At 69.0% G+C, this 19,146-nt stretch carries 19 protein-coding genes and 1 pseudogene; 11 read left to right on the top strand and 9 right to left on the bottom strand.

The genetic code is table 11. The features are described from left to right. Positions 1–132: 132 nt before the first annotated feature. A complete protein-coding gene (locus tag OP79_RS26585) occupies positions 133–849 on the top strand; it encodes a DUF1707 SHOCT-like domain-containing protein (RefSeq protein ID WP_033323566.1) in 717 nt (238 codons plus the stop codon). A gap of 195 nt (positions 850–1,044) precedes the next feature. Then, positions 1,045–1,425 carry a WhiB family transcriptional regulator gene (locus tag OP79_RS26580; RefSeq protein WP_033323564.1) on the top strand — a complete coding sequence of 127 codons (381 nt, stop codon included), beginning with the start codon at positions 1,045–1,047 and terminating at the stop codon, positions 1,423–1,425. 91 nt (positions 1,426–1,516) lie between these two features. On the opposite strand, the gene glpX is transcribed toward OP79_RS26580, so the two are convergent. Beyond that, a complete protein-coding gene (gene glpX, locus OP79_RS26575; RefSeq protein ID WP_033323562.1) occupies positions 1,517–2,554 on the bottom strand; it encodes a class II fructose-bisphosphatase in 1,038 nt (345 codons plus the stop codon). Positions 2,555–2,679: 125 nt separating this feature from the next. Between glpX and OP79_RS26570 the strand changes: the two genes are divergently transcribed. Next, positions 2,680–3,198 (top strand): DUF4245 domain-containing protein, encoded by a 519-nt coding sequence (locus OP79_RS26570; RefSeq protein ID WP_033323553.1) that lies wholly within the window; start codon positions 2,680–2,682, stop codon positions 3,196–3,198. Between the two features lie 41 nt (positions 3,199–3,239). On the opposite strand, the gene OP79_RS26565 is transcribed toward OP79_RS26570, so the two are convergent. After that, a complete protein-coding gene (locus OP79_RS26565) occupies positions 3,240–3,485 on the bottom strand; it encodes an exodeoxyribonuclease VII small subunit (protein WP_033323552.1) in 246 nt (81 codons plus the stop codon). Positions 3,486–3,494: 9 nt separating this feature from the next. Then, a complete protein-coding gene (gene xseA / locus OP79_RS26560) occupies positions 3,495–4,703 on the bottom strand; it encodes an exodeoxyribonuclease VII large subunit (protein WP_033323755.1) in 1,209 nt (402 codons plus the stop codon). A 325-nt stretch (positions 4,704–5,028) separates the two neighbouring features. Here xseA and OP79_RS26555 point away from each other — a divergent pair, with 325 nt between their 5' ends. Continuing rightward, positions 5,029–6,033, top strand: coding sequence for a 4-hydroxy-3-methylbut-2-enyl diphosphate reductase (locus OP79_RS26555; protein ID WP_033323550.1), 1,005 nt, complete (start codon positions 5,029–5,031; stop codon positions 6,031–6,033). A gap of 53 nt (positions 6,034–6,086) precedes the next feature. After that, positions 6,087–6,833: a polyphosphate--glucose phosphotransferase gene (gene ppgK / locus OP79_RS26550; protein ID WP_033323548.1), complete on the top strand. Its 747-nt coding sequence runs from the start codon at positions 6,087–6,089 to the stop codon at positions 6,831–6,833. 107 nt (positions 6,834–6,940) lie between these two features. Here the strand turns inward: ppgK and OP79_RS26545 are convergent, their stop codons facing one another. Beyond that, a complete protein-coding gene (locus OP79_RS26545; RefSeq protein WP_425428613.1) occupies positions 6,941–7,441 on the bottom strand; it encodes a DUF6542 domain-containing protein in 501 nt (166 codons plus the stop codon). A 322-nt stretch (positions 7,442–7,763) separates the two neighbouring features. Here OP79_RS26545 and ychF point away from each other — a divergent pair, with 322 nt between their 5' ends. Both ychF and OP79_RS58595 read left to right on the top strand, forming a co-directional pair. Further along, a complete protein-coding gene (ychF, locus tag OP79_RS26540; RefSeq protein WP_033323546.1) occupies positions 7,764–8,852 on the top strand; it encodes a redox-regulated ATPase YchF in 1,089 nt (362 codons plus the stop codon). 181 nt (positions 8,853–9,033) lie between these two features. Then, positions 9,034–9,381 (top strand): annotated as a pseudogene (locus OP79_RS58595) (hypothetical protein); the annotation flags it as partial. A 35-nt stretch (positions 9,382–9,416) separates the two neighbouring features. Here the strand turns inward: OP79_RS58595 and OP79_RS26535 are convergent. After that, positions 9,417–10,034, bottom strand: coding sequence for a TetR/AcrR family transcriptional regulator (locus OP79_RS26535; protein ID WP_033323544.1), 618 nt, complete (start codon positions 10,032–10,034; stop codon positions 9,417–9,419). A 103-nt stretch (positions 10,035–10,137) separates the two neighbouring features. Between OP79_RS26535 and OP79_RS26530 the strand changes: the two genes are divergently transcribed. Next, complete coding sequence (locus tag OP79_RS26530; protein WP_033323542.1) at positions 10,138–11,196, top strand: aldo/keto reductase; 1,059 nt, start codon at positions 10,138–10,140, stop codon at positions 11,194–11,196. Positions 11,197–11,284: 88 nt separating this feature from the next. Here OP79_RS26530 and OP79_RS26525 read toward each other — a convergent pair whose 3' ends face one another. Further along, complete coding sequence (locus tag OP79_RS26525) at positions 11,285–11,524, bottom strand: hypothetical protein (RefSeq protein ID WP_033323540.1); 240 nt, start codon at positions 11,522–11,524, stop codon at positions 11,285–11,287. 359 nt (positions 11,525–11,883) lie between these two features. On the opposite strand from OP79_RS26525, the gene OP79_RS26515 reads away from it, so the two are divergent. Next, on the top strand, positions 11,884–12,783 hold the full coding sequence (locus OP79_RS26515; RefSeq protein ID WP_033323536.1) for an aminoglycoside phosphotransferase family protein: 900 nt from the start codon (positions 11,884–11,886) through the stop codon (positions 12,781–12,783). Positions 12,784–12,847: 64 nt separating this feature from the next. Continuing rightward, positions 12,848–13,828 carry an aldo/keto reductase gene (locus tag OP79_RS26510; RefSeq protein ID WP_033323535.1) on the top strand — a complete coding sequence of 327 codons (981 nt, stop codon included), beginning with the start codon at positions 12,848–12,850 and terminating at the stop codon, positions 13,826–13,828. A 201-nt stretch (positions 13,829–14,029) separates the two neighbouring features. On the opposite strand, the gene OP79_RS26505 is transcribed toward OP79_RS26510, so the two are convergent. Beyond that, entirely contained in the window at positions 14,030–14,251 is a 222-nt protein-coding gene (locus OP79_RS26505) for a hypothetical protein (RefSeq protein ID WP_033323533.1), read from the bottom strand. Between the two features lie 667 nt (positions 14,252–14,918). Continuing rightward, positions 14,919–15,698, bottom strand: a complete 780-nt coding sequence (locus OP79_RS26500; protein WP_033323532.1) for an NAD(P)H-dependent oxidoreductase — start codon at positions 15,696–15,698, stop codon at positions 14,919–14,921. Between the two features lie 139 nt (positions 15,699–15,837). Between OP79_RS26500 and OP79_RS26495 the strand changes: the two genes are divergently transcribed. Continuing rightward, positions 15,838–16,728 carry a helix-turn-helix transcriptional regulator gene (locus OP79_RS26495; RefSeq protein ID WP_051744940.1) on the top strand — a complete coding sequence of 297 codons (891 nt, stop codon included), beginning with the start codon at positions 15,838–15,840 and terminating at the stop codon, positions 16,726–16,728. A gap of 343 nt (positions 16,729–17,071) precedes the next feature. Here the strand turns inward: OP79_RS26495 and OP79_RS26490 are convergent, their stop codons facing one another. Beyond that, positions 17,072–18,661: a phosphodiester glycosidase family protein gene (locus OP79_RS26490; RefSeq protein WP_211270869.1), complete on the bottom strand. Its 1,590-nt coding sequence runs from the start codon at positions 18,659–18,661 to the stop codon at positions 17,072–17,074. Between the last annotated feature and the right edge of the window lie 485 nt (positions 18,662–19,146).

Genomic DNA, 19,146 nt, shown 5'->3' with positions numbered 1-19,146 from the left:
GTCGATGGGCGGGGCTGGTGAGGTAAGGCTCAGTTGGAGTGCCGGACTGACCTTCGGTGGTTTTCCGGACGGTTTTCCACAGGACGCTTCAGGGGGTAGTCGCGATCTATCGCGTTTGGGTACGCTGCTGCCGTGGACCTTCAAAAGAGCCCCGCAGTCAACGAGAAGACGCCCGAGCGGCAGCCCCCGGCGCCGACCGAGCTGCGCGCCTCCGACGCCGACCGTGACCGGACCGCCGACATCCTGCGCGATGCCCTCGCCGAGGGGCGTCTCACCGCGGAGGAGCACTCCGAGCGGGTCGAGGAGGTCTTCCGCGCCAAGACCGTCGGCGAACTCGAACCGCTCGTCCGGGACCTCCCGGGTGAGCACCGCAGGGGCGCGACGCGGGCGTACCAGCCGGCGCCGAACCATCCCACCCCCGGAGCGGTCCCCCCGGTCGCCGACGAGAACGTGGTGGCGGTCCTGAGCTCCGCGACCCGCAAGGGCCGTTGGCGAATAGGCCGCCGCACGCACGTGTACGCCATCTTCGGCAGCGTCGAGATAGACCTCAGCGAGGCGATCTTCGAGCACCGACAGGTCGTCATCAAAGCCATCTCGGTCTTCGGCAGCGTGGAGATCCGCGTCCCGGAGAACGTCTCGCTGCGGGGCAACGGCGGCGGTGTGCTCGGCAGTATCGAGGTGCGCACGCTGGATTCGGGTGAGCAGGACGCACCCGTGGTCTATGTGGACGGACTGGCCATATTGGGAAGCATTGAGGCAAAACCCAAGCGCGGCAAGGTGGTTGAGGATCTTCTCGACCGGCTCGGTGACCGGGTGAACGACAAGTTGCGCAAACACCTGGGCCATTGACGGTCGCGAATTCGGCGGCGATTCAACGGCGTTTTGGCGGCGCCTCGGCGGTAAGCGGAGCGATCTGATCCGCTCGCACCCGCTCGGACCTGCGAAGAACTCCCGTGCTTCGGAACTCAGTGCATAGGCGCGCGCACAGCGGGTAGGCCTTGTCGCATCGTCGCTCGCTCGCGAAGCCGTCGTCAGGAGTAGACCGTGCTGCATCCGCCGCATCAGTCCCTGCAGGTCGCTGCCGTTCCGCCCCAGGGGGTTCCGGTGCGTGAGAGGGACCAGGACGCCCCGTGGCATACGGAGGCCGTGTGCCGCCGCGACGAGGCCGGGCTGTTCTTCGCACCCTCAAAAGAGCCCACAGCGGCCCGGCTGTCCCGCGAGGATGCGGCAAAGCGGGTCTGCGCGCGCTGCCCGGTGATGGTCCAGTGCCGCGAACACGCGCTGGTGCAACCCGAGCCGTACGGAGTGTGGGGCGGCCTCACCGCCGCCGAGCGCCGCGTGGTCCTGGCCCGACGCCGCCGCCGTGACCTCGAACTGAAGAAGGCGGCTCGCTCCACGGCGGGACAGATAGCGGCGGCCGGATAGCCGGCATGTGAATGGGGCGCCCCTCCGCACAAGGGGCGCCCCATTCACGTACGTACGCCGTTCACGTACGTACGACTGCTGCTTCTGGCTTCTACTTCGCCTTGTCGAAGTCGATGGTGCTGTAGGCACGCAGCTTGCTCAGCCGGTGCTCGGAGGTGATCTGGCGGACCGTGCCGGACTTGGAGCGCATGACGATCGAGTCGGTCGTGGCGGTCTCGGCGCGGTAGCGCACGCCGCGCAGCAGCTCGCCGTCGGTGATGCCGGTCGCGACGAAGAAGACGTTCTCGCCGGAGACCAGGTCGTCGGTGAACAGGACGCGGTCGAGGTCGTGGCCCGCGTCGACGGCCCGCTGCTTCTCCTCGTCGTCCTTGGGCCAGAGCTTGCCCTGGATGGTGCCGCCCAGGCACTTGACCGCGCAGGCCGAGATGATGCCCTCCGGCGTGCCGCCGATGCCCAGCAGCAGATCGATGCCGGTGCCCTCGCGCAGGGCGAGGATCGAGCCCGCGACATCGCCGTCGGAGATCAGTTTGATGCGCGCGCCGGTCTCCCGGATCTCCTTGATGATGCCCTCGTGGCGCGGCCGGTCGAGGATGACGACGGTGACGTCCTCGGGCGTGGACCGCTTGGCCTTGGCGACCCGGCGGATGTTCACGGACACCGGGGCGTTGATGTCGACGAAGTCGGCGGCCTCGGGGCCGGTGACCAGCTTGTCCATGTAGAAGACGGCGGACGGGTCGAACATGGTGCCGCGGTCGGCGGCGGCCAGCACGGCGATCGCGTTCGTCATGCCCTTCGCGGTCAGCGTGGTGCCGTCGATCGGGTCGACGGCGATGTCGCACTCGGGGCCGGTCCCGTCGCCGACGCGCTCCCCGTTGAACAGCATCGGGGCCTCGTCCTTCTCACCCTCCCCGATGACGACGACGCCGTTCATCGAGACGGTGGAGACGAGGGTGCGCATGGCGCGTACGGCGGCTCCGTCGGCGCCGTTCTTGTCGCCGCGGCCGACCCAACGGCCCGCGGCCATCGCGGCGGCTTCGGTGACCCGGACGAGTTCCAGGGCGAGGTTGCGGTCGGGGGCCTCGGACGGGACCTCGAGCTCGGACGGCAGGTGATGATGGTTCTCGGTCATCGGAGCGCACCTTTCTGATACGACGACGGCCGGATGAGGGTTCGGGCCGACTCTATCCTCAGTCCGACAAAATGAGCAGGGTCCCCCACGGATGAGCAGACCAGTACACCTGCGACGATGGTGGCGTGGCAGGTATGAAAGGCAAGCAGACGGTCCGGGACATGGTGCTCTCCCTGGGCCTGATCGGAATCGTCGCGGGAGTCATCTACGTCTTCATTCCCCATGACGACTCCGAGCCCCCGCTCAAGCAGGTGGATTACCGCGTGGAGCTCCTCACAGCACGCCGCGCGGCCACCTATCCGGTGGCGGCACCCGAGGGCCTGTCCAAGGAGTGGAAGGCGACGTCGGTGCGGTTCGAGGGCGACAACTTCGACGCCTGGCACCTCGGCTTCCATGATCCCGACGGTGACTACGTGGCGGTCGAGCAGTCCACTCAGAAGCCCTCGACGTTCATCGACGAGGCCGGCCAGGGCGCCGAGGAGACGGACGTCACCGAGCGCATCGGCGAGCGGACCTGGACTCGGTACGAGGGGCCGAAGTACGACGCCCTCGTCCTGCGGGAGGAGGGCTCCACGACGGTGGTGACGGGCACGGCGTCGTTCGGAAAGCTGACGAAGATGGCCGAGGCCCTGAAGATGTCCTGAGGGGCCGAAGGTGGCCTGAGGCGTTGAAGACGTCCTGAGGCTTACTCGGAGTCGTCTGCCGCATCGTCGGCCGACGACTCCGCCTCCTCTTCGGCCAGCGCCGCGTCCAACCGCTTGCGCGCCCCGTCCAGCCAGCGCCGGCACACCTTGGCGAGTTCCTCGCCGCGCTCCCAGAGGGCCAGGGACTCCTCGAGGGTCGTGCCGCCCGCCTCCAGGCGGCGTACGACCTCGATCAGCTCGTCCCGCGCCTGCTCGTACCCGAGCGCCTCGTCCACTTTGCTGGTCATGCGCCCACCCTATGCATCCACTCGGACTGTGAACTCACCCTCCGCGACCCGCGCCCGCAGCGGCTCCTCGGCCGTCACCTCGTCCGGTGCGCGGACCACGTGGCCGTCGGACTTCTGCAGGACCGCATAGCCGCGCCGCAGGGTCGCGGCGGGGGAGAGGCCCACCACGCGCGCGTGCGTGTGCGACAGCTCCGAATCGGCACGGTCGAGGAGGTGTCCGAGGCAGCGCCGGGCGCGGTCGAGCAGCGCGTCGATCTGGTCCTCGCGCTCCTTGATCATGCGGTGCGGATCCTCAATCGAGGGCCGGGCCAGCGCGTGCGCAAGGCCGCGCTCCTCCCGCTCGATGAGGGACAGGACGCTGCGCCGCGCCCGGTCCCGCAGGAACTGGACCCGCTCGTACTCCTCGCCCACGTCCGGCACGACCTTCTTGGCCGCGTCCGTGGGCGTGGACGCGCGCAGATCGGCCGCGTAGTCGAGCAGCGGGTTGTCCGGCTCGTGCCCGATCGCCGAGACCACGGGCGTACGGCAGGACACGACGGCCCGTACGAGCTGCTCGTCCGAGAACGGCAGCAGGTCCTCCACGCTGCCGCCGCCGCGCGCCACGATGATCACGTCCACGTCGTCGAGCGCGTCCAGCTCCTTGACGGCCTGGATGACCTGGGGCACCGCGTGCACGCCCTGCACGGCGACGTTGCGCACCTCGAAGCGGACGGCGGGCCAGCGGCGCCGTGCGTTCTCGAGCACGTCCCGCTCGGCGGCTGAGGCCCGCCCGCAGACGAGGCCGATGAGCTGGGGGAGAAAGGGCAGCGCCTTCTTGCGCTCGGCAGCGAACAGGCCCTCACTGGCGAGGGCCTTCTTCAACTGCTCCAGGCGGGCGAGCAGTTCGCCCACACCCACCGGCTTTATCTCGGCAGCCCGGAGGGAGAGCTGGCCCCTGGGCGCGTACCACTCCGGCTTCGCGTGGACCACCACGCGCGCGCCCTCGCTCACCACGTCGGCCACCGCGTCGAACACCTGCCGGTAGCAGGTGACGCTCACGGAGATGTCGTACGACGGATCGCGCAACGTCATGAAGACGACGCCCGCGCCCGGCCGTCGCGACAACTGGGTGATCTGCCCCTCGACCCACACGGCACCGAGCCGGTCGATCCACCCCCCGATGAGCCGCGACACCTCACCGACGGGCAGCGGGGCGTCCGCGGACGTGTTCGCAGCCATGCGCCCGAGAGTAACGGCCGGGAACGACAACGCGGGTGCCTCCGGCGGTTGGGGCGGGGCGCCTGTGGGTTCGTCGGGGGTCGGGGCCGCGACGGGGGTGTCCGTCCTCGGACCGGCGCGCGAGCTGTCGGCTGGTAGAAGTTGCTCGGGTTGGCGCGCCGGCCGCTGCGGGCGGACACCCCCGCCCCGTCCCCTTCCCGCCGTGGGCGGCCGCGGGTTCATGGGGGGCGCGCCTCCATGCCCGGGGGCCGGGTCGGGACGGCGACCGTGCGCCCCCGCCGGGCTGTCCACAGGGGATCTTCGGCCTGCCGGACGCGGCCTTACGATGGTTGGCATGACTGCTTCGACTGGCCGCCGTGTCCTGCTTGCCGCCCCCCGGGGCTACTGCGCGGGTGTGGACCGCGCCGTGATCGCCGTCGAGAAGGCCCTCGAGCAGTACGGGGCCCCGATCTATGTCCGCCACGAGATCGTCCACAACAAGTACGTCGTGCAGACCCTGGAAAAGAAGGGTGCGATTTTCGTCGAGCAGACGGAGGAGGTCCCCGAGGGGTCGATCGTCATGTTCTCGGCGCACGGTGTCGCGCCCGTCGTCCACGACGAGGCCGCCCAGGGCAAGCTCGCCACCATCGACGCGACCTGCCCGCTGGTCACCAAGGTCCACAAGGAAGCCGTCCGGTTCGCCCAGGACGACTTCGACATCCTCCTGATCGGTCATGAGGGCCACGAGGAGGTCATCGGTACGTCCGGTGAGGCGCCCGACCACATCACGCTCGTCGACGGCCCCGAGGATGTCGCCAACGTCGAGGTCCGCGACCCCTCCAGGGTGGTCTGGCTCTCCCAGACCACCCTCTCCGTGGACGAGACCATGGAGACGGTCGACGCCCTCAAGGAGAAGTTCCCGCAGCTCATCGCCCCGCCCAGCGACGACATCTGCTACGCCACACAGAACCGTCAGCTCGCCGTGAAGCAGATGGGCGCCGATTCCGACCTGGTCATCGTGGTCGGCTCGCGCAACTCCTCCAACTCCAAGCGGCTCGTGGAGGTCGCCAAGCTCGCGGGCGCGCGTGAGGCGTACCTCGTGGACTTCGCGGACGAGATCGACGAGGCCTGGCTGGAGGGCGTCACGACGGTCGGTGTGACCTCGGGCGCGTCCGTGCCGGAGGTGCTGGTGGAGCAGGTCCTGGAGTTCCTCTCCACCCGCGGCTTCGAGGACGTCGAGATCGTCAAGGCCGCCGAGGAGTCCATCACCTTCTCGCTCCCCAAGGAACTGCGCCGCGACCTGCGCGCGGAGGCGGCGGCACTGGTCGCGGAGCGCACGGCCGAAAAGTAGCCGGAAGGCAAGGCCGAGAAGTGACTCTCAGTCGTACGTCGTAACGTGGGCCCATGCAGATCTTCGGCGTGGACATCGGTGGATCAGGGATCAAGGGCGCTCCCGTGGACCTGGACCGGGGCGACCTGGCGCACGAGCGCCACAAAGTGCTCACCCCGCACCCCTCGACCCCTGACGCGGTGGCCGACGGTGTGAAGGAGGTCGTCGGCCACTTCGGCTGGACGGGCCCGGTCGGGGTGACGTTCCCGGGTGTGGTCACCGGCGGCTCCACCATCCGTACGGCCGCAAATGTGGACAAGCGCTGGATAGACGTCGACGCGCGCGCCCTGCTCAGCGAGCGCCTCGGCGGGCTTCCGGTGACGATCCTGAACGACGCGGACGCGGCGGGCGTGGCCGAGATGCGCTTCGGCGCGGGGCGTGACCGTCAGGGCACGGTCATCGTCCTCACGTTCGGTACGGGCATAGGCAGCGCGCTCTTCATCGACGGCGTCCTCGTGCCGAACACGGAGCTGGGCCACCTCGAACTGCACGGCCACGACGCCGAGAAGCACGCCTCCACCAAGGCCAAGGACGACCACGAGCTGAGCTGGGAGCACTGGGCCCGGCGCGTCCAGAAGTATCTCGCGCATGTGGAGATGCTCTTCTCGCCCGAGCTCTTCATCGTCGGAGGCGGGGTCAGCCGCAAGTCCCACAAGTTCCTGCCGCTGATCGAGGGCATCAAGGCGGAGATCGTCCCGGCGCAGCTGCAGAACAACGCGGGGATCGTGGGGGCGGCCATGCGGGCGGCGAAGGCGGGGTAGCGGCGGTTGCCCCTCCGTCCCGTACGACGTCTCGTACGACTGTGGAGTGTCTCGTACAAATGTGGGGGCGGGCCGGGCTGCAGGAGACGGGTCGCGTCGGGCCGGTCTCAGACCGGGCGGCGCCGCGGCTGAGCCTGCGCCCTGGCCCGAGCCGCGGGCTTCTGCTGCGCCGGAGGCCTTGGCGGCTGGGCCGCCGCCCGGCGCTGTGCCGCCCGCCGGTTCATGAGGCGGAGCTTGCGGACGGTCACGATGAGGCCGGCGATCAGCGTGCCGCCGTACAGCCAGCCCGCATGCATCGCGAGGGCGGTGAACAGCCCCATCAGCCCGTCCCCGAACCCTCCGTCGCTGCCGGCGACGGGCAGCAGTCCGAAGGCGAACGCGATGGGTACGGCGATCGGCGCGGTGACGAGATCGGCCCGGCGCACCCAGATCGCGGTCAGCGCGCAGACCGGCAGGAACAGCACCCCGTAGACGGCGAGGGACGCCCCGAAGAGCAGCCGGTCGAGACAGGCGAGCGCGAACATCGACGCGATGCAGAACAGACCGCTGCCGAGCCCGGTGAGCCGCGGGTTCGGCATCCTGCGTACCGCGAGCACCAGCAAGGACACGGGCAGCGGGCTCCGGGGCAGACCGGGTCGGCCCTGCTGGGGCGTACGGGCTCCGCCGCGCGCGGCCTGCGGGGGAACGGGCGGGTCGCTGCGCGGTCGCGACGGAGGCCGGGGCTGGGACCTGGGCTGAGAGGGGCGCGTCCTGTGTTGCTCCACCGGTCCAACTTAGGTCGGTTTATGTGTGGAATGGCTTCCCGGACACGCGCTTTGGTCGACCTTGGCCAAGCGTTCGATACGTCGCCGGTCCGGGGCGCCGCACGCCGTAGACTGGTGGATCGGTCCGCCCGGGTCTCCACCAACCTCATGTACGGGAAGTCGCAACGTGTCGCTCACGATCGGAATCGTCGGTCTGCCGAATGTCGGCAAGTCGACCCTGTTCAACGCCCTGACCAAGAACGACGTGCTGGCGGCCAACTACCCGTTCGCCACGATCGAGCCGAACGTCGGCGTGGTCGGCGTCCCCGACGCCCGGCTGACGAAGCTGGCCGAGATCTTCGGTTCGCAGAAGATCCTCCCCGCCACCGTCGACTTCGTCGACATCGCGGGCATCGTGCGCGGTGCGAGCGAGGGCGAGGGGCTGGGCAACAAGTTCCTGGCCAACATCCGTGAGTCCGACGCGATCTGCCAGGTCATCCGTGCCTTCAAGGACGAGGACGTCGTACACGTCGACGGCAGGATCTCGCCGAAGGACGACATCGAGACGATCAACACCGAGCTGATCCTCGCGGACCTGCAGACCATCGAGAAGGTCCTGCCGCGTCTCCAGAAGGAGTCGCGGATCAAGAAGGACGTCGGGCCGAAGGTGGCCGCGGTCGAGGCGGCCAAGGAGATCCTGAACGCCGGACAGACCCTGTTCGCCGCGGGCATCAAGCAGGACTCGGAGCAGGAGGCCCTCCTCCACGATCTGCACCTGCTCACCGTCAAGCCGTTCCTGTACGTCTTCAATGTCGACGAGGACGAACTGACCGACGAGGCCTTCAAGGCCGAGCAGCGCGCCCTGGTCGCCCCCGGCGAGGCGATCTTCCTGAACGCCAAGCTGGAGGCGGACCTCGCCGAACTCGACGACGAGGACGCCCTGGAGCTCCTCCAGTCCGTCGGCGCCGAAGAACCCGGCCTCGCCACACTCGCCCGAGTCGGCTTCAACACCCTCGGCCTCCAGACCTACCTCACGGCCGGCCCCAAGGAATCCCGCGCCTGGACCATCAAGAAGGGCGCCACGGCGCCCGAGGCCGCCGGCGTCATCCACACCGACTTCCAGAAGGGCTTCATCAAGGCCGAGATCATCTCCTTCGAGGACCTGGTGGAGACGGGTTCGGTCGCCGAGGCGCGCGCCAAGGGGAAGGCGCGTATGGAGGGCAAGGATTATGTGATGCGGGACGGGGACGTGGTGGAGTTCCGCTTCAACGTTTAGTTTTGCGTCAACTCGCCCTCTGATCTGCATTTGTGCAGGTCAGAGGGCTTCCCCGGGTGGTTGAAGCTGGGCGGGGTTTCCCGTTGCTGGATCTCTGCTGGTTCGGTCGGTATGGCTGGAAGGCCAGGAAGGGCCCGGGTTGGCGGCGGCTTGGAGCCCCGCCACCGTTGCCCAGGCCGGTCTGGCGGGTGCTCAGGTTCTGGCGGCGCCGGCATGCGTGGGGCCTCTGGGGGTGCCGCTGCTGGTTCGGCCGAGCACCGTGCTGCGCCGGCACCGCGACCTCACCGCGTGTCGGACGCCGCCGCCTCCCGTCCCAAGCGCCCGGGACGGCCGCCGCCGGTGCACTCAGTCCGGTGCCCTGGTGCTGCGCATGGCGCGGGAGAACCCCAGCTGGGAATATGCCCTACTGGCCTGCGACTTCTTCGAGACAGTCACCCTGTCCGGGGCGTGGCTGTATGTGTTGGCGGTGATCGAGCACACCGGTCGGCGGATCCGGGCACTGGGTGCCACCGGACATCCGACCGCATCCCAGCGACGGATGCGGGAAGCCGGTCACACAAGACCTCATACGCCCTGCAGGTATGCTCCCGCGCGCGCCGCCGCCTCGGCGGCCTCGGCGGCCCGGTCTGCGGCGGCTTCGTCGAGGCGGTCGCCGGTGGTCAGCAGGCGGTAGTAGAGGGGGGCGGAGACGGCACGGATCACCTCGTGGGGGTCGGTGCCCTCAGGTACCTCCCCCCGGTCGATGGCCTGCTGGACGCAGGGTGCCCACTCCTTGACGCGGATGTCGTAGAAGCGGTGCAGGGCCTCGGCTGTCTTCGCCTCGCAGGTGGCGGCCGCGATCACCGCTTTGAACAGCGCTCCCTGCCGCGGGTCGGCCAAGGTGCGCTGCACGAGCCGGGCGTTGGCCTTGAGGTCGCCGAGCAGCGAGCCGGTCTCGGTACGCGGCAGTGACTGCTCGGCCATGTCTACCAGCAGGTCGGCCACCAGGCTGGTCACCGTTCCCCAGCGGCGGTAGACGGTCGTCTTGCCCACTTCGGCACGGCGCGCGATGTCGGCGAGGTCCAGGTGGGCAAATCCCTGCTCTGCCAGGGTGTCCCCGGTCGCCTGCAGCACTGCTGCCCGCACCCGCGCCGTGCGCCCTCCGGGGCGGACGGTCCCAGGCTCCGTACCCTCAACCCCCATAACGGTACTCCAGTTCCGTTAATTGCTCACGCCTGCTACGTTGAGAACCACTCTAACGGAATGGTAGACCCGTTAGTCGTCCCTCCGATGAAAGAGGATCAGCATGGAATACAGGCGGCTGGGTGCGTCCGGACTAAAGGTCCCCGCACTGAGCTTCGGTGCCGGCACCTTCGGCGGCCGAGGACCGTTGTTCGGCGCTTGGGGCAACACCGATGCGCGAGAAGCGCGCCGCCTCGTGGACATCTGCCTCGACGCCGGGATCACGATGTTCGATACCGCTGATGTCTACTCCGGCGGTGCGTCCGAGGAGGTGCTGGGCGAAGCGATCAAGGGCCGCAGGGACCATGTGATCGTGTCCACCAAGACCAGCCTGCCGATGGGCGACGGCCCAGGCGATGCGGGCTCCTCCCGCTCGCGCCTGATCACCGCATGCGAGGACGCCCTGCGCCGGCTCGGCACCGACTACATCGACCTGTTCCAGCTGCACGCCTTCGACGCCGGCACGCCGATCGAGGAAGTCCTGTCCACACTCGACGATCTCGTACGAGCAGGGAAGGTCCGCTACCTCGGCATCTCCAACTTCTCCGGGTGGCAGGCGATGAAGTCCCTCTCGATCGCGGAGAGGTACGGCCACCCGCGCTACGCCGCACATCAGGTCTACTACTCCCTCATCGGCCGCGACTACGAATGGGAGCTGATGCCTCTCGGGCTCGATCAGGGGCTCGGGGCACTCGTCTGGAGCCCGCTCGGCTGGGGACGGCTCACCGGCAAAATCCGCCGCGGCCAGCCGCTACCGGCCACCAGCCGACTGCACCACACCGCCGACTACGGTCCGCCGGTAGAGGACGAATACGTCTACCGCGTGGTCGACGCCCTCGACGAGATCGCACAGGAGACCGGCAAGAACATTCCGCAAATCGCCCTCAACTGGCTGCTGCAGCGGCCCACCGTCTCCTCCGTCATCATCGGCGCCCGCAACGAGGAGCAGCTCCGTCAGAACCTCGGCGCCGTCGGCTGGACGCTCACCCCCGAGCAGATGGCGAAACTCAATGCGGCGAGTAGCGAGACAGCGCCCTACCCGTACTTCCCCTACCAGCGCCAAGAAGGCTTCGCCCGCCTCAACCCGCCAGTGGGTGACGCCGCGCCTATGCATGCTGCCTGACATCGGCATCTAGTAGCTGGAGTGCAGCCGCGCCTCCATGTCCGCCAACTCGGCGCCCAGCTGGACCACGGACAGTGGCCACGAGACCTCACACCGAGGAATGCGCGACAGCCGATTGCGCGAGGCCGCCGGTTTCATGGCCCGCGATCAGGGCGTCGAGGTGGGTCAACTGGCTTTCGTCGTCAAGGTCGTTGGCCTGCCACCACTGCCACCATTGCCACAGCCGGTCATCGGCGTCCGTCGAGCCGTACCCTTCTGCGTCCAACCGCTGTTCGAGCACGTCGACATACAGGGCCGGCCAGTTGACCACTGTCGACGGCTGCCGCATTTCCGGGGCGGGCGAGCGAGGCCGATGGACGCGAGCCGTACTCGGCCCTCGTAATGGCGGTCGAGGCGGGCATGGGTGTTGGCTCCGCTGGTTCAGCTTGCGGTCGAGCCTGGCCACCATGGCGGCATGGTCGAGGCGTGCGGCGAGGCGGAGGACGAGCCCGAGCGTTCGGTGCAGCCACTTTCAGGGATGGACCAGTGGGTTCAGGGGACAGGCTGCGCCAGCTTCGAGAAGCTGGTGCGCGGAGTCCCGTAGCAGGTGACGGCGGGGGAGAAAACCGGTCGACAGGCGAGTGCGCGACGCACTGTGATGGCACCGACTGCCCGCCGCACGGAGTGGGCCGACTCCAGGAGCTGCTCTTGGCAACCGCGAGGACTCCCGACGCCCGCCCCGCGATCGATGCCACGTTGGTCAGGCGCCTGGTCGATACGCAGTTCCCGCAGTGGGCCGGGCTCCCTCTGCAGCTGCTCGACCCGGCCGGCTCGGACCATGTGATCCACCGGCTGGGCGAGGAGCTGTCCGTCCGGCTGCCCCGCCATGCCGGCGCCATCGGGCAGGCCAGGAAGGAGTCCGAGTGGCTGCCGCGGCTCGCCCCGCACCTGCCCCTGGCCGTCCCGGTCCCGGTAGCGGTGGGGGAACCCGACTTCGGCTACCCGTGGCCATGGGCGGTCTCCCGTTGGCTGGACGGCGAGGTGGCGACCGTCGAGGCACTGGCCGACTCGTACGAGGCTGCCGACGAACTGGCCGGGTTCCTGACCGCCCTCCAACGGTTCGCACCCGAGGAGATCCCGGCCGAGGGCGCCCGCGAGGATCTCACCGCCCGGCCGCTGGTCGCACGGGACCGGGCGACGCGGGCCGCCATCGCGGAGGTCGACGGCGCGTTCGACACCGCGGCCATGACCGAACTGTGGGACGCGGCGATCAGCGCCCCCGCATGGGATCGCCCTCCGGTCTGGTTCCACGGCGACTTCCACACCGGCAACCTGCTGACCGCGGGCGGCCGCCTCAGCGCGGTCATCGACTTCGGCGAGCTCGGCATCGGAGACCCGTCCTGCGACCTGATCATCGCCTTCACCCTGATGTCGGCCGGGCCCCGGGCCGCCTTCCGCGCCGCGCTCGGCGTGGACGACGCCGCCTGGGCCCGAGGCCGTGGCTGGGCCTTGGCCACGGCCCTGAACGCCCACATTTCCTACGCTGCTGTCAACCCCCGGGTCGCCGCGCAGACCTCCCGTCAGATCACCGAGGCTCTCATCGGCTAATAGCGTTCCACCAGCAGGCAGCCCAATCAGGGCAGCAGTAACGAGATCGAGAGAGGAAAACGGCATGAAGTACACCAGGCTGGGCTCGACAGGGCTGAAAGTCTCGCGCGTCTGTCTCGGCATGATGAGCTACGGCGATTCCGCCCAGCGCGCGTGGTTCCTGGACGAGGAGGCGGCCGAGCCCATCGTGCGTCGGGCCGCGGAGGCCGGGGTGACGTTCTTCGACACCGCGGACATGTACTCGCGCGGTGTGAGCGAGGAGATCACGGGGCGGCTGCTGGACAAGCTCTTCCCCCACCGTGACGACTACGTGCTCGCCACGAAGATCTACTTCCCGATGGGCTCCGGTCCCAACGACAACGGCCTTTCGCGCAAGCACGTCCTGTCCGGAATCGATGCCTCGCTGCGGCGGCTGGGGACCGACCACGTGGATCTGTACCAGATCCACCGGTGGGACTACGAGACGCCGATCGAGGAGACCATGGAGGCGCTGCACGACGTGGTGCGCTCCGGCAAGGCCCGTTACATCGGCGCGTCCAGCATGTTCGCCTGGCAGTTCGCCAAGGCCCAGCATGTCGCGGAGACGCACGGCTGGACGAAGTTCGTGTCGATGCAGAACCACTACAACCTGGCCTACCGCGAGGAAGAGCGCGAGATGATCCCGCTCTGCCTCGATCAGGGAGTGGGCTGCATCCCGTGGAGCCCACTGGCGCGCGGGCTGCTCGCCGGTTCCCGCGAACGCGGCGGCAAGCAGCTCACGGTCCGTGCGGGCAGCGACCAGTACGCCGAGGACCTGTACGGGGACGCCGACTTCGACGTGGTCGACGCGGTGCGCGAGGTCGCCGCTGAGCGGGGACTGCCGCCCGCGCAGATCGCCCTGGCGTGGCTGCTCGGCAAGCCTGCGATCAGCGCACCGGTTGTGGGCGCGACCAAGCTGCATCATCTGGACGACGCGGTCGCGGCGGTGGAGGTGTCTCTGAGCGAGGAGGAGATCGCCCGCCTGGAGGCCCCGTACCAGCCCCACCGAGTCCTCGGCCACTCCTGACGTGACCGCCCGTCGGCATCGGTAACGGCTCTCCTGGACCGTTGGCGGCCAGGGCCTGTCTGAGCGTCACAGTTGGCTGTGACCGTCCACGAACATCAGGGCGAGACGCCGTGGCAGAGCATCGAACGGGCCATCAACCGGCTCAATCAGCACCGAGCCGTGGCCACCCTGGCTCCGCTCGTGAGCACCAAGATCAGTCCTTCAACCGTCCTTTGGCAGGTGGAAGTAGACGGTCCCCGACCGCCAGGGGCCATGTGCGGTCGTCTCCGATTCGATCACTACGTCCTGGATCTCAACAGGGCCCAACACCTCGATGGCATCGGCCAGCCGCCGCAAGAGGGCCGGAACGCTGTCGCAGCCCGGACCGGCGGGGTTGGCCTGCGAGAAATGGCGCACGGTCCAATGCTTTGGAGTATCAATCATGGGCTGATCGTAAGACCTGTCGTGGTCAGCAGACCGACCGCTGGGGCCGGGCGACTCACATCCCGGGGCGGCCGAGACCTTGATCGACCGGACAAGTCCTGGCGACCGGCCCACCGTGGAGGGACTGATGGGGAGAGGCGGGGATGAAAGCGTCCTTCGCCAGTGGTGAACCTCGCGACGGTCCCCGTTGCGGGCGGGAGTGAAGACCTCTGAACGCCGAGGCGGGGCCACGTACCGGTCTCGAGATGTCCGTCGGGCGACGGATCTCTCGGTGTCGAGTTTGGCCGCGCGTGGCCACCCCGGCCGGACGTTCCGCTCCCGCTGCTGGATCCCCGCTGGATCATGTTCCGAAAACGGCGGTCTTTGCAGGTCATTGCACCGCTGACAATGTTCCGCTTCAACGTATGGATGATTCCGCCCCCTGGCCTTGCGTGATGAATCCGCAGGGCAGGGGGTGTTTTACGGATGCGGGGTCGCGTGCTGCGGGCCCATGGAGCCCCCCTCCCTGTGCTCGTTCGAGGGTCCCACCGGTTCCCGCACTGCCGGGCGGGAACCGGTGCAATCCATTTCTCCCGGCGGCTACTCGGGGTGTTCACCCTCACCGCCGCCACAGCCCTCGGGCTCCTCCTCGGTTCGCGCCCCGGCTCGTCCGGTCCATCGCCGACGGTCAGCCGCGCACGTGCAGCCGGAAACCTGTGCTGCCCGCAGGCTCCAGTCCCTCCTTCAGGTGCAGTGAGGGGATCTCGTAGTCACCGAAGTTCTGCCGCCGGAACGCGATCGGATCGGTCGACTCCAGGGTGAGCAGGCGCTGTTCCCATGCCTTGGCGACGTCCGAGTAGTCCTCGCCGGTCATCCGGTCGGTGCCGTACAGCACGAACGGCGGCAGCACCTCGATGCCCGGGTAGTACAGGATGCCGTGGTGGATCGGGAACAGCAGATCGTCGATGGGGCCGTTGATCCCGCGAGCGGCGTAATGCGACTCCGGTCCGCCGGCGGTCACCGACAGCAGAGCCTTCCTGCCCGCGAGGGTGCCTTCGCCGAAGCGCTCGCCGTACTTGATGTCGCTGTGCTCGCCGACGCCGTAGGCGAAGCGGTAGGTGAACACCCGGTCCACCCAGCCCTTGAGGATCGCGGGCATCGAGTACCACCACAGCGGGAACTGGAAGATGATCATGTCGGCCCACAGCAGCTTCTCCTGCTCGGTGAGGACATCAGGGGTGAGCGTCCCGGTGTCGAAGGCCCGGCCCGAGTCCTGTGCGACCTTCAGCGGACTCGAGGCGTGGGGGCCGTAGTCCGCGGCGTCCACGACCGCCTTCCAGTTCATCGCGTACAGATCGCTCACCCGCACCTCGTGCCCGGCGTTCTCCAAGGTGGACACCGCGAGGTCCTTCAGCGAGCTGTTGAGCGACTGCGGCTCCGGGTGGGCGTGGACGATCAGCGTCTTCACGGGAACTCCTTCGGATCGGATGCCTTCGATCCTGGGCGTCCCGGCGCCCGTTGTTCAGGGACGCCTTTTCCATCGGACGGGACTTCCTGGTACTGGCGGGGCCACCTTCACGAGGCATCACCGACGCCATACTGGGAGCATGGACGATCTTGCAGGCTTCCTGCGGACCCGGCGTTCCCGGGTCGACCCGGCAGCCGTCGGCATCCCCACCGACAGCCGCCGCCGGGTCGAAGGGCTGCGCCGTGAAGAGGTCGCGCACCTGTCCGGAGTCAGCGTCGACTACTACGTACGCCTGGAGCAGGGCCGCGCGACCCAGCCCTCCGAGCAGGTCCTCGACGCGCTCGCCCGTGTCCTCGGCCTCGACGCGACCGAACGCGGGCACCTCGACCGGCTCGCCCGGCAGCGCCGCCGCCGCGCGAAGGCGCCGGGCGGGCGGGTCCGGCCGGAGCTGCTGCGCGTCCTCGGCCTGGTCGCCGACGCGCCCGCGCTGATCATGGACCATTGCCTGGACGTGCTCGCCGGAAACCGTATCGCCGGGCTCCTCTACGGCCGTCCGATGCCAGGCCTGAACACCGCCCGGCACATCTTCCTCGAGGAGACCGAGCGCGGCCTGTACGCGGACTGGGAGAACTGCACCCTCGACGTGGTCGGGCACCTGCGCCTGGCCGCCGGCAAATACCCCGAGGACCCCCGCCTGGCCTCGCTCATCGGTGAGCTGGCGATGGGCAGCGAGCGCTTCCGTCGCCTCTGGGCCCGTGCGGACGTGCGCGCCCGCACACATGGACGCAAGGCGTACCGGCACCCGCTGGTCGGACTGCTGGAACTGCACCAGGAAAACTTCGCACTACCGGATGAATCAGGCATGGAGCTGCTGGTGCTGTCCGCGGCCCCCGGCAGCCCCACCGAGGACGGACTGCGCCTGCTCGCGGGCCTGGGCGCGGACAGCGGTAACGCGCATCCCACAGTGAACGTCCAGGTCCGCGAGCAACTCGACGACGCCAATCCACCGCCGGGAATGCCTCAGCACTGACGGCTTTCCGATCCCCGGCCTACTTGCGGCTGGTGACACGCTTCCTGCTGACGCTGTTGCTCCCCACGTGCCAGGTTGCTGTCTCGTGCGGCTGTCGGCGTGGCTTGTGGCTGTGTCGCGCTTCTCGCTCAGGAGCCCCCTGGCAGGAGGCATGTCCGGTGGTGTCCGAACGGGCTGGACGAGGTGGCAGATTTTTCGAATATGGCTCGGCAGTTTTGGTGAAACTGAACCGCGAATGGTCATCACGCACCGGCCGCCCGTGAAAGGCCCGCGTCCGACCGGAACGCGGCCCTGCGCCTGCACCGTCTGGCACAAGGCCTGACAGCCTGGATGATGCCGGCCGTCAGTGGGTGAGCAGCAACGCGTCGCCCACCGTCCGCTCGGTGCCGTCCGACGGCGAGTTGATCACCTTGCCGTTCACCACCGTGGTGACCGAACCACCGCCGTCCAGGGCCATGGCGCGCACCGCACCGAGCGACTTCATCAGCTCCGCCCCTTCGGTGAGCCCGAATCCGTCGCTGTAGCCGGGCTGGCGGCCGTCCGCGGCGACCAGGAGCACACGGCCTTGCCGGTCGACGCCCAGGAGCATGCGCGGGTTGCGCTTGATGCCCCAGGTGTACGCGAAGGACGGGTCGCCGGTCCGCTCGATGCCGTCGGCTCCGTAGTTCACCGCGACCTTTCCGTCGCGCACCAACTCGGGGCCGCCGTTGACGATGTCGTCCTGCGGGCCGAGTTCGAGCTCGCGGCCGCGCTCGTCCAGGATCCGCCGGTGCACCTTCAGTTCGCTGCCCGGCTTCGCGTGCGTACGCAGCCAGGAGGCTCCTTCGCCGACGCCAGCCAGGACGCTGTCGCCATCCGGTACGGCACCGCCGCGCGGACGCACCTCCCGCACCCGGCCGCTCGCGTCGAGCACTGCCTCGATGCCGTCACCGGCCGGGGTGCTCGCGCCCAACTCGTCGGTGAATTCGACGATCTCGTCGGGATCGGTGCAGGTCACATCGTGCTGCGGCCGCTCGGTCGGGGAGTCGCCGCCGACGCCGCCGCAGTTGCGGACCAGGCCGGGCACGCGGTTGACGCCGTCCACGATCGCGGACGCCCCGCCCGCTCGGACACTGAGTTCCGTGCGGAGCTTCTTGAACTCCGGGCGCAGACCGTCGCCGCGCAGCACCGCCGCGATCCGGCCGTTGGTCGGCGCGCTCTGCAGCTCCCCGTCGTACGCGGCGATGCCGGCCGAGGCGCCCGGTATGCCGTCCTTGCCCTCCATGACGAAGAAGCCCGCGTTGACGCCGAGCAGGGCGCCGTCGCCGACGGCCATGTCGCTCACCTTCTCCCGGCCGGCGACACCCGTGCCGTACGTGGCGTCCAGCGCGCCGCCGTAGCGCTTCGGGTCGATGATCGCCACCTTGACCTGGGCAAGACCGGTGCCGGGCACACCGTCCGCGCCGGTCCACTCGCTGACCGCGTCGAACCCCGCGGCCGCGAGGGCCTGACGCTGCGCGTCGGCCTCGGTCCGGGTGGCGTACTCCCCGACCCGGACTCGCACACCGACCAGCCCTCTGCGGTCCGTACCCCGCGGCCATTCGACCCGCTCACCACGAGCGCTGAACCCGGCGCCACGCAGCCGCTCCGCCAGGGCCTCCGCGCCCTGCTCGGTGGCGAGGTGAGCGCCGTCGGCGCGCACCGTGACCGTCCAGCGGTCCGCACCGGGACGGCCTGAGATCCTCCCCTGGTACAGATCGACTCCGGCGGCGAGGCGATCGTGCTGCCAGTCGGCGATCGGCCGAGGGACGGCGGTCGTCGCAGCGGCGGCCGCGGTGGCTGCGGTGTTGTCGTACTGGTCGACGGCAACACCGGGGGCGACAAGTCCCGCCGCGGTGACGGCAACCACCGACGCCTTCACGGCAGCTCTGAACGGACGGTGTGCGAGGGCCACAGGAACTCCTAGGTCGCGGACGAGCATCGCGTGCACAGCTGACTTGCACACAGGGCTTGCACACATGACACGGTGCTCGGAACGCGCGTTCATGCGTGGCAAACGCAACTCCTTGTGCAGCGAACGCGAGTTCTCGAGCGACGATCGAACCCACGAGTGAATACCGGAAGTCCGACCAGTGAACTTGCCTCAGGTCAGCCAGGGGTAAATTCGCGGTCACGGACGAAATGGCCCTGCCCGAGCGCCATGGCGTCCCGTCATTCGGATGCTGCCGCGGGCCTGCTCGACGGCGACGGGCCCGCCGTTCATGACGCCGAAGTTGTAGTAAGGAGATCTCCGGCGACCGCTTCGCCGCCCTGCAGGAGCTGACCGGTGCACTGAACGCGGACGAATCATCTGCGCGCCGCGATGTCCCGTGCCGCGATGTACCCGAATGTCATCGCGGGTCCGATCGTCGAGCCCGCGCCCGCGTAACTGCGGCCCAT

It is taken from the genome of Streptomyces yerevanensis (assembly GCF_000716805.1).
Lineage (GTDB): Bacteria > Actinomycetota > Actinomycetes > Streptomycetales > Streptomycetaceae > Streptomyces > Streptomyces flaveus.
Note: the sequence above shows the minus strand (reverse complement) of the source record. Positions and strands in the feature narration are given on the sequence as shown.

Excerpts from the sequence above, each read along its gene's own strand:
- glpX (WP_033323562.1), bottom strand. The coding sequence starts at position 2,554 with ATGACCGAGAACCATCATCACCTGCCGTCCGAGCTCGAGGTCCCGTCC.
- OP79_RS26565 (WP_033323552.1), bottom strand. The coding sequence starts at position 3,485 with ATGACCAGCAAAGTGGACGAGGCGCTCGGGTACGAGCAGGCGCGGGAC.
- xseA (WP_033323755.1), bottom strand. The coding sequence starts at position 4,703 with ATGGCTGCGAACACGTCCGCGGACGCCCCGCTGCCCGTCGGTGAGGTG.
- OP79_RS26555 (WP_033323550.1), top strand. The coding sequence starts at position 5,029 with ATGGTTGGCATGACTGCTTCGACTGGCCGCCGTGTCCTGCTTGCCGCC.
- ppgK (WP_033323548.1), top strand. The coding sequence starts at position 6,087 with ATGCAGATCTTCGGCGTGGACATCGGTGGATCAGGGATCAAGGGCGCT.
- OP79_RS26535 (WP_033323544.1), bottom strand. The coding sequence starts at position 10,034 with ATGGGGGTTGAGGGTACGGAGCCTGGGACCGTCCGCCCCGGAGGGCGC.
- OP79_RS26530 (WP_033323542.1), top strand. The coding sequence starts at position 10,138 with ATGGAATACAGGCGGCTGGGTGCGTCCGGACTAAAGGTCCCCGCACTG.
- OP79_RS26525 (WP_033323540.1), bottom strand. The coding sequence starts at position 11,524 with ATGCGGCAGCCGTCGACAGTGGTCAACTGGCCGGCCCTGTATGTCGAC.
- OP79_RS26510 (WP_033323535.1), top strand. The coding sequence starts at position 12,848 with ATGAAGTACACCAGGCTGGGCTCGACAGGGCTGAAAGTCTCGCGCGTC.
- OP79_RS26505 (WP_033323533.1), bottom strand. The coding sequence starts at position 14,251 with ATGATTGATACTCCAAAGCATTGGACCGTGCGCCATTTCTCGCAGGCC.
- OP79_RS26495 (WP_051744940.1), top strand. The coding sequence starts at position 15,838 with ATGGACGATCTTGCAGGCTTCCTGCGGACCCGGCGTTCCCGGGTCGAC.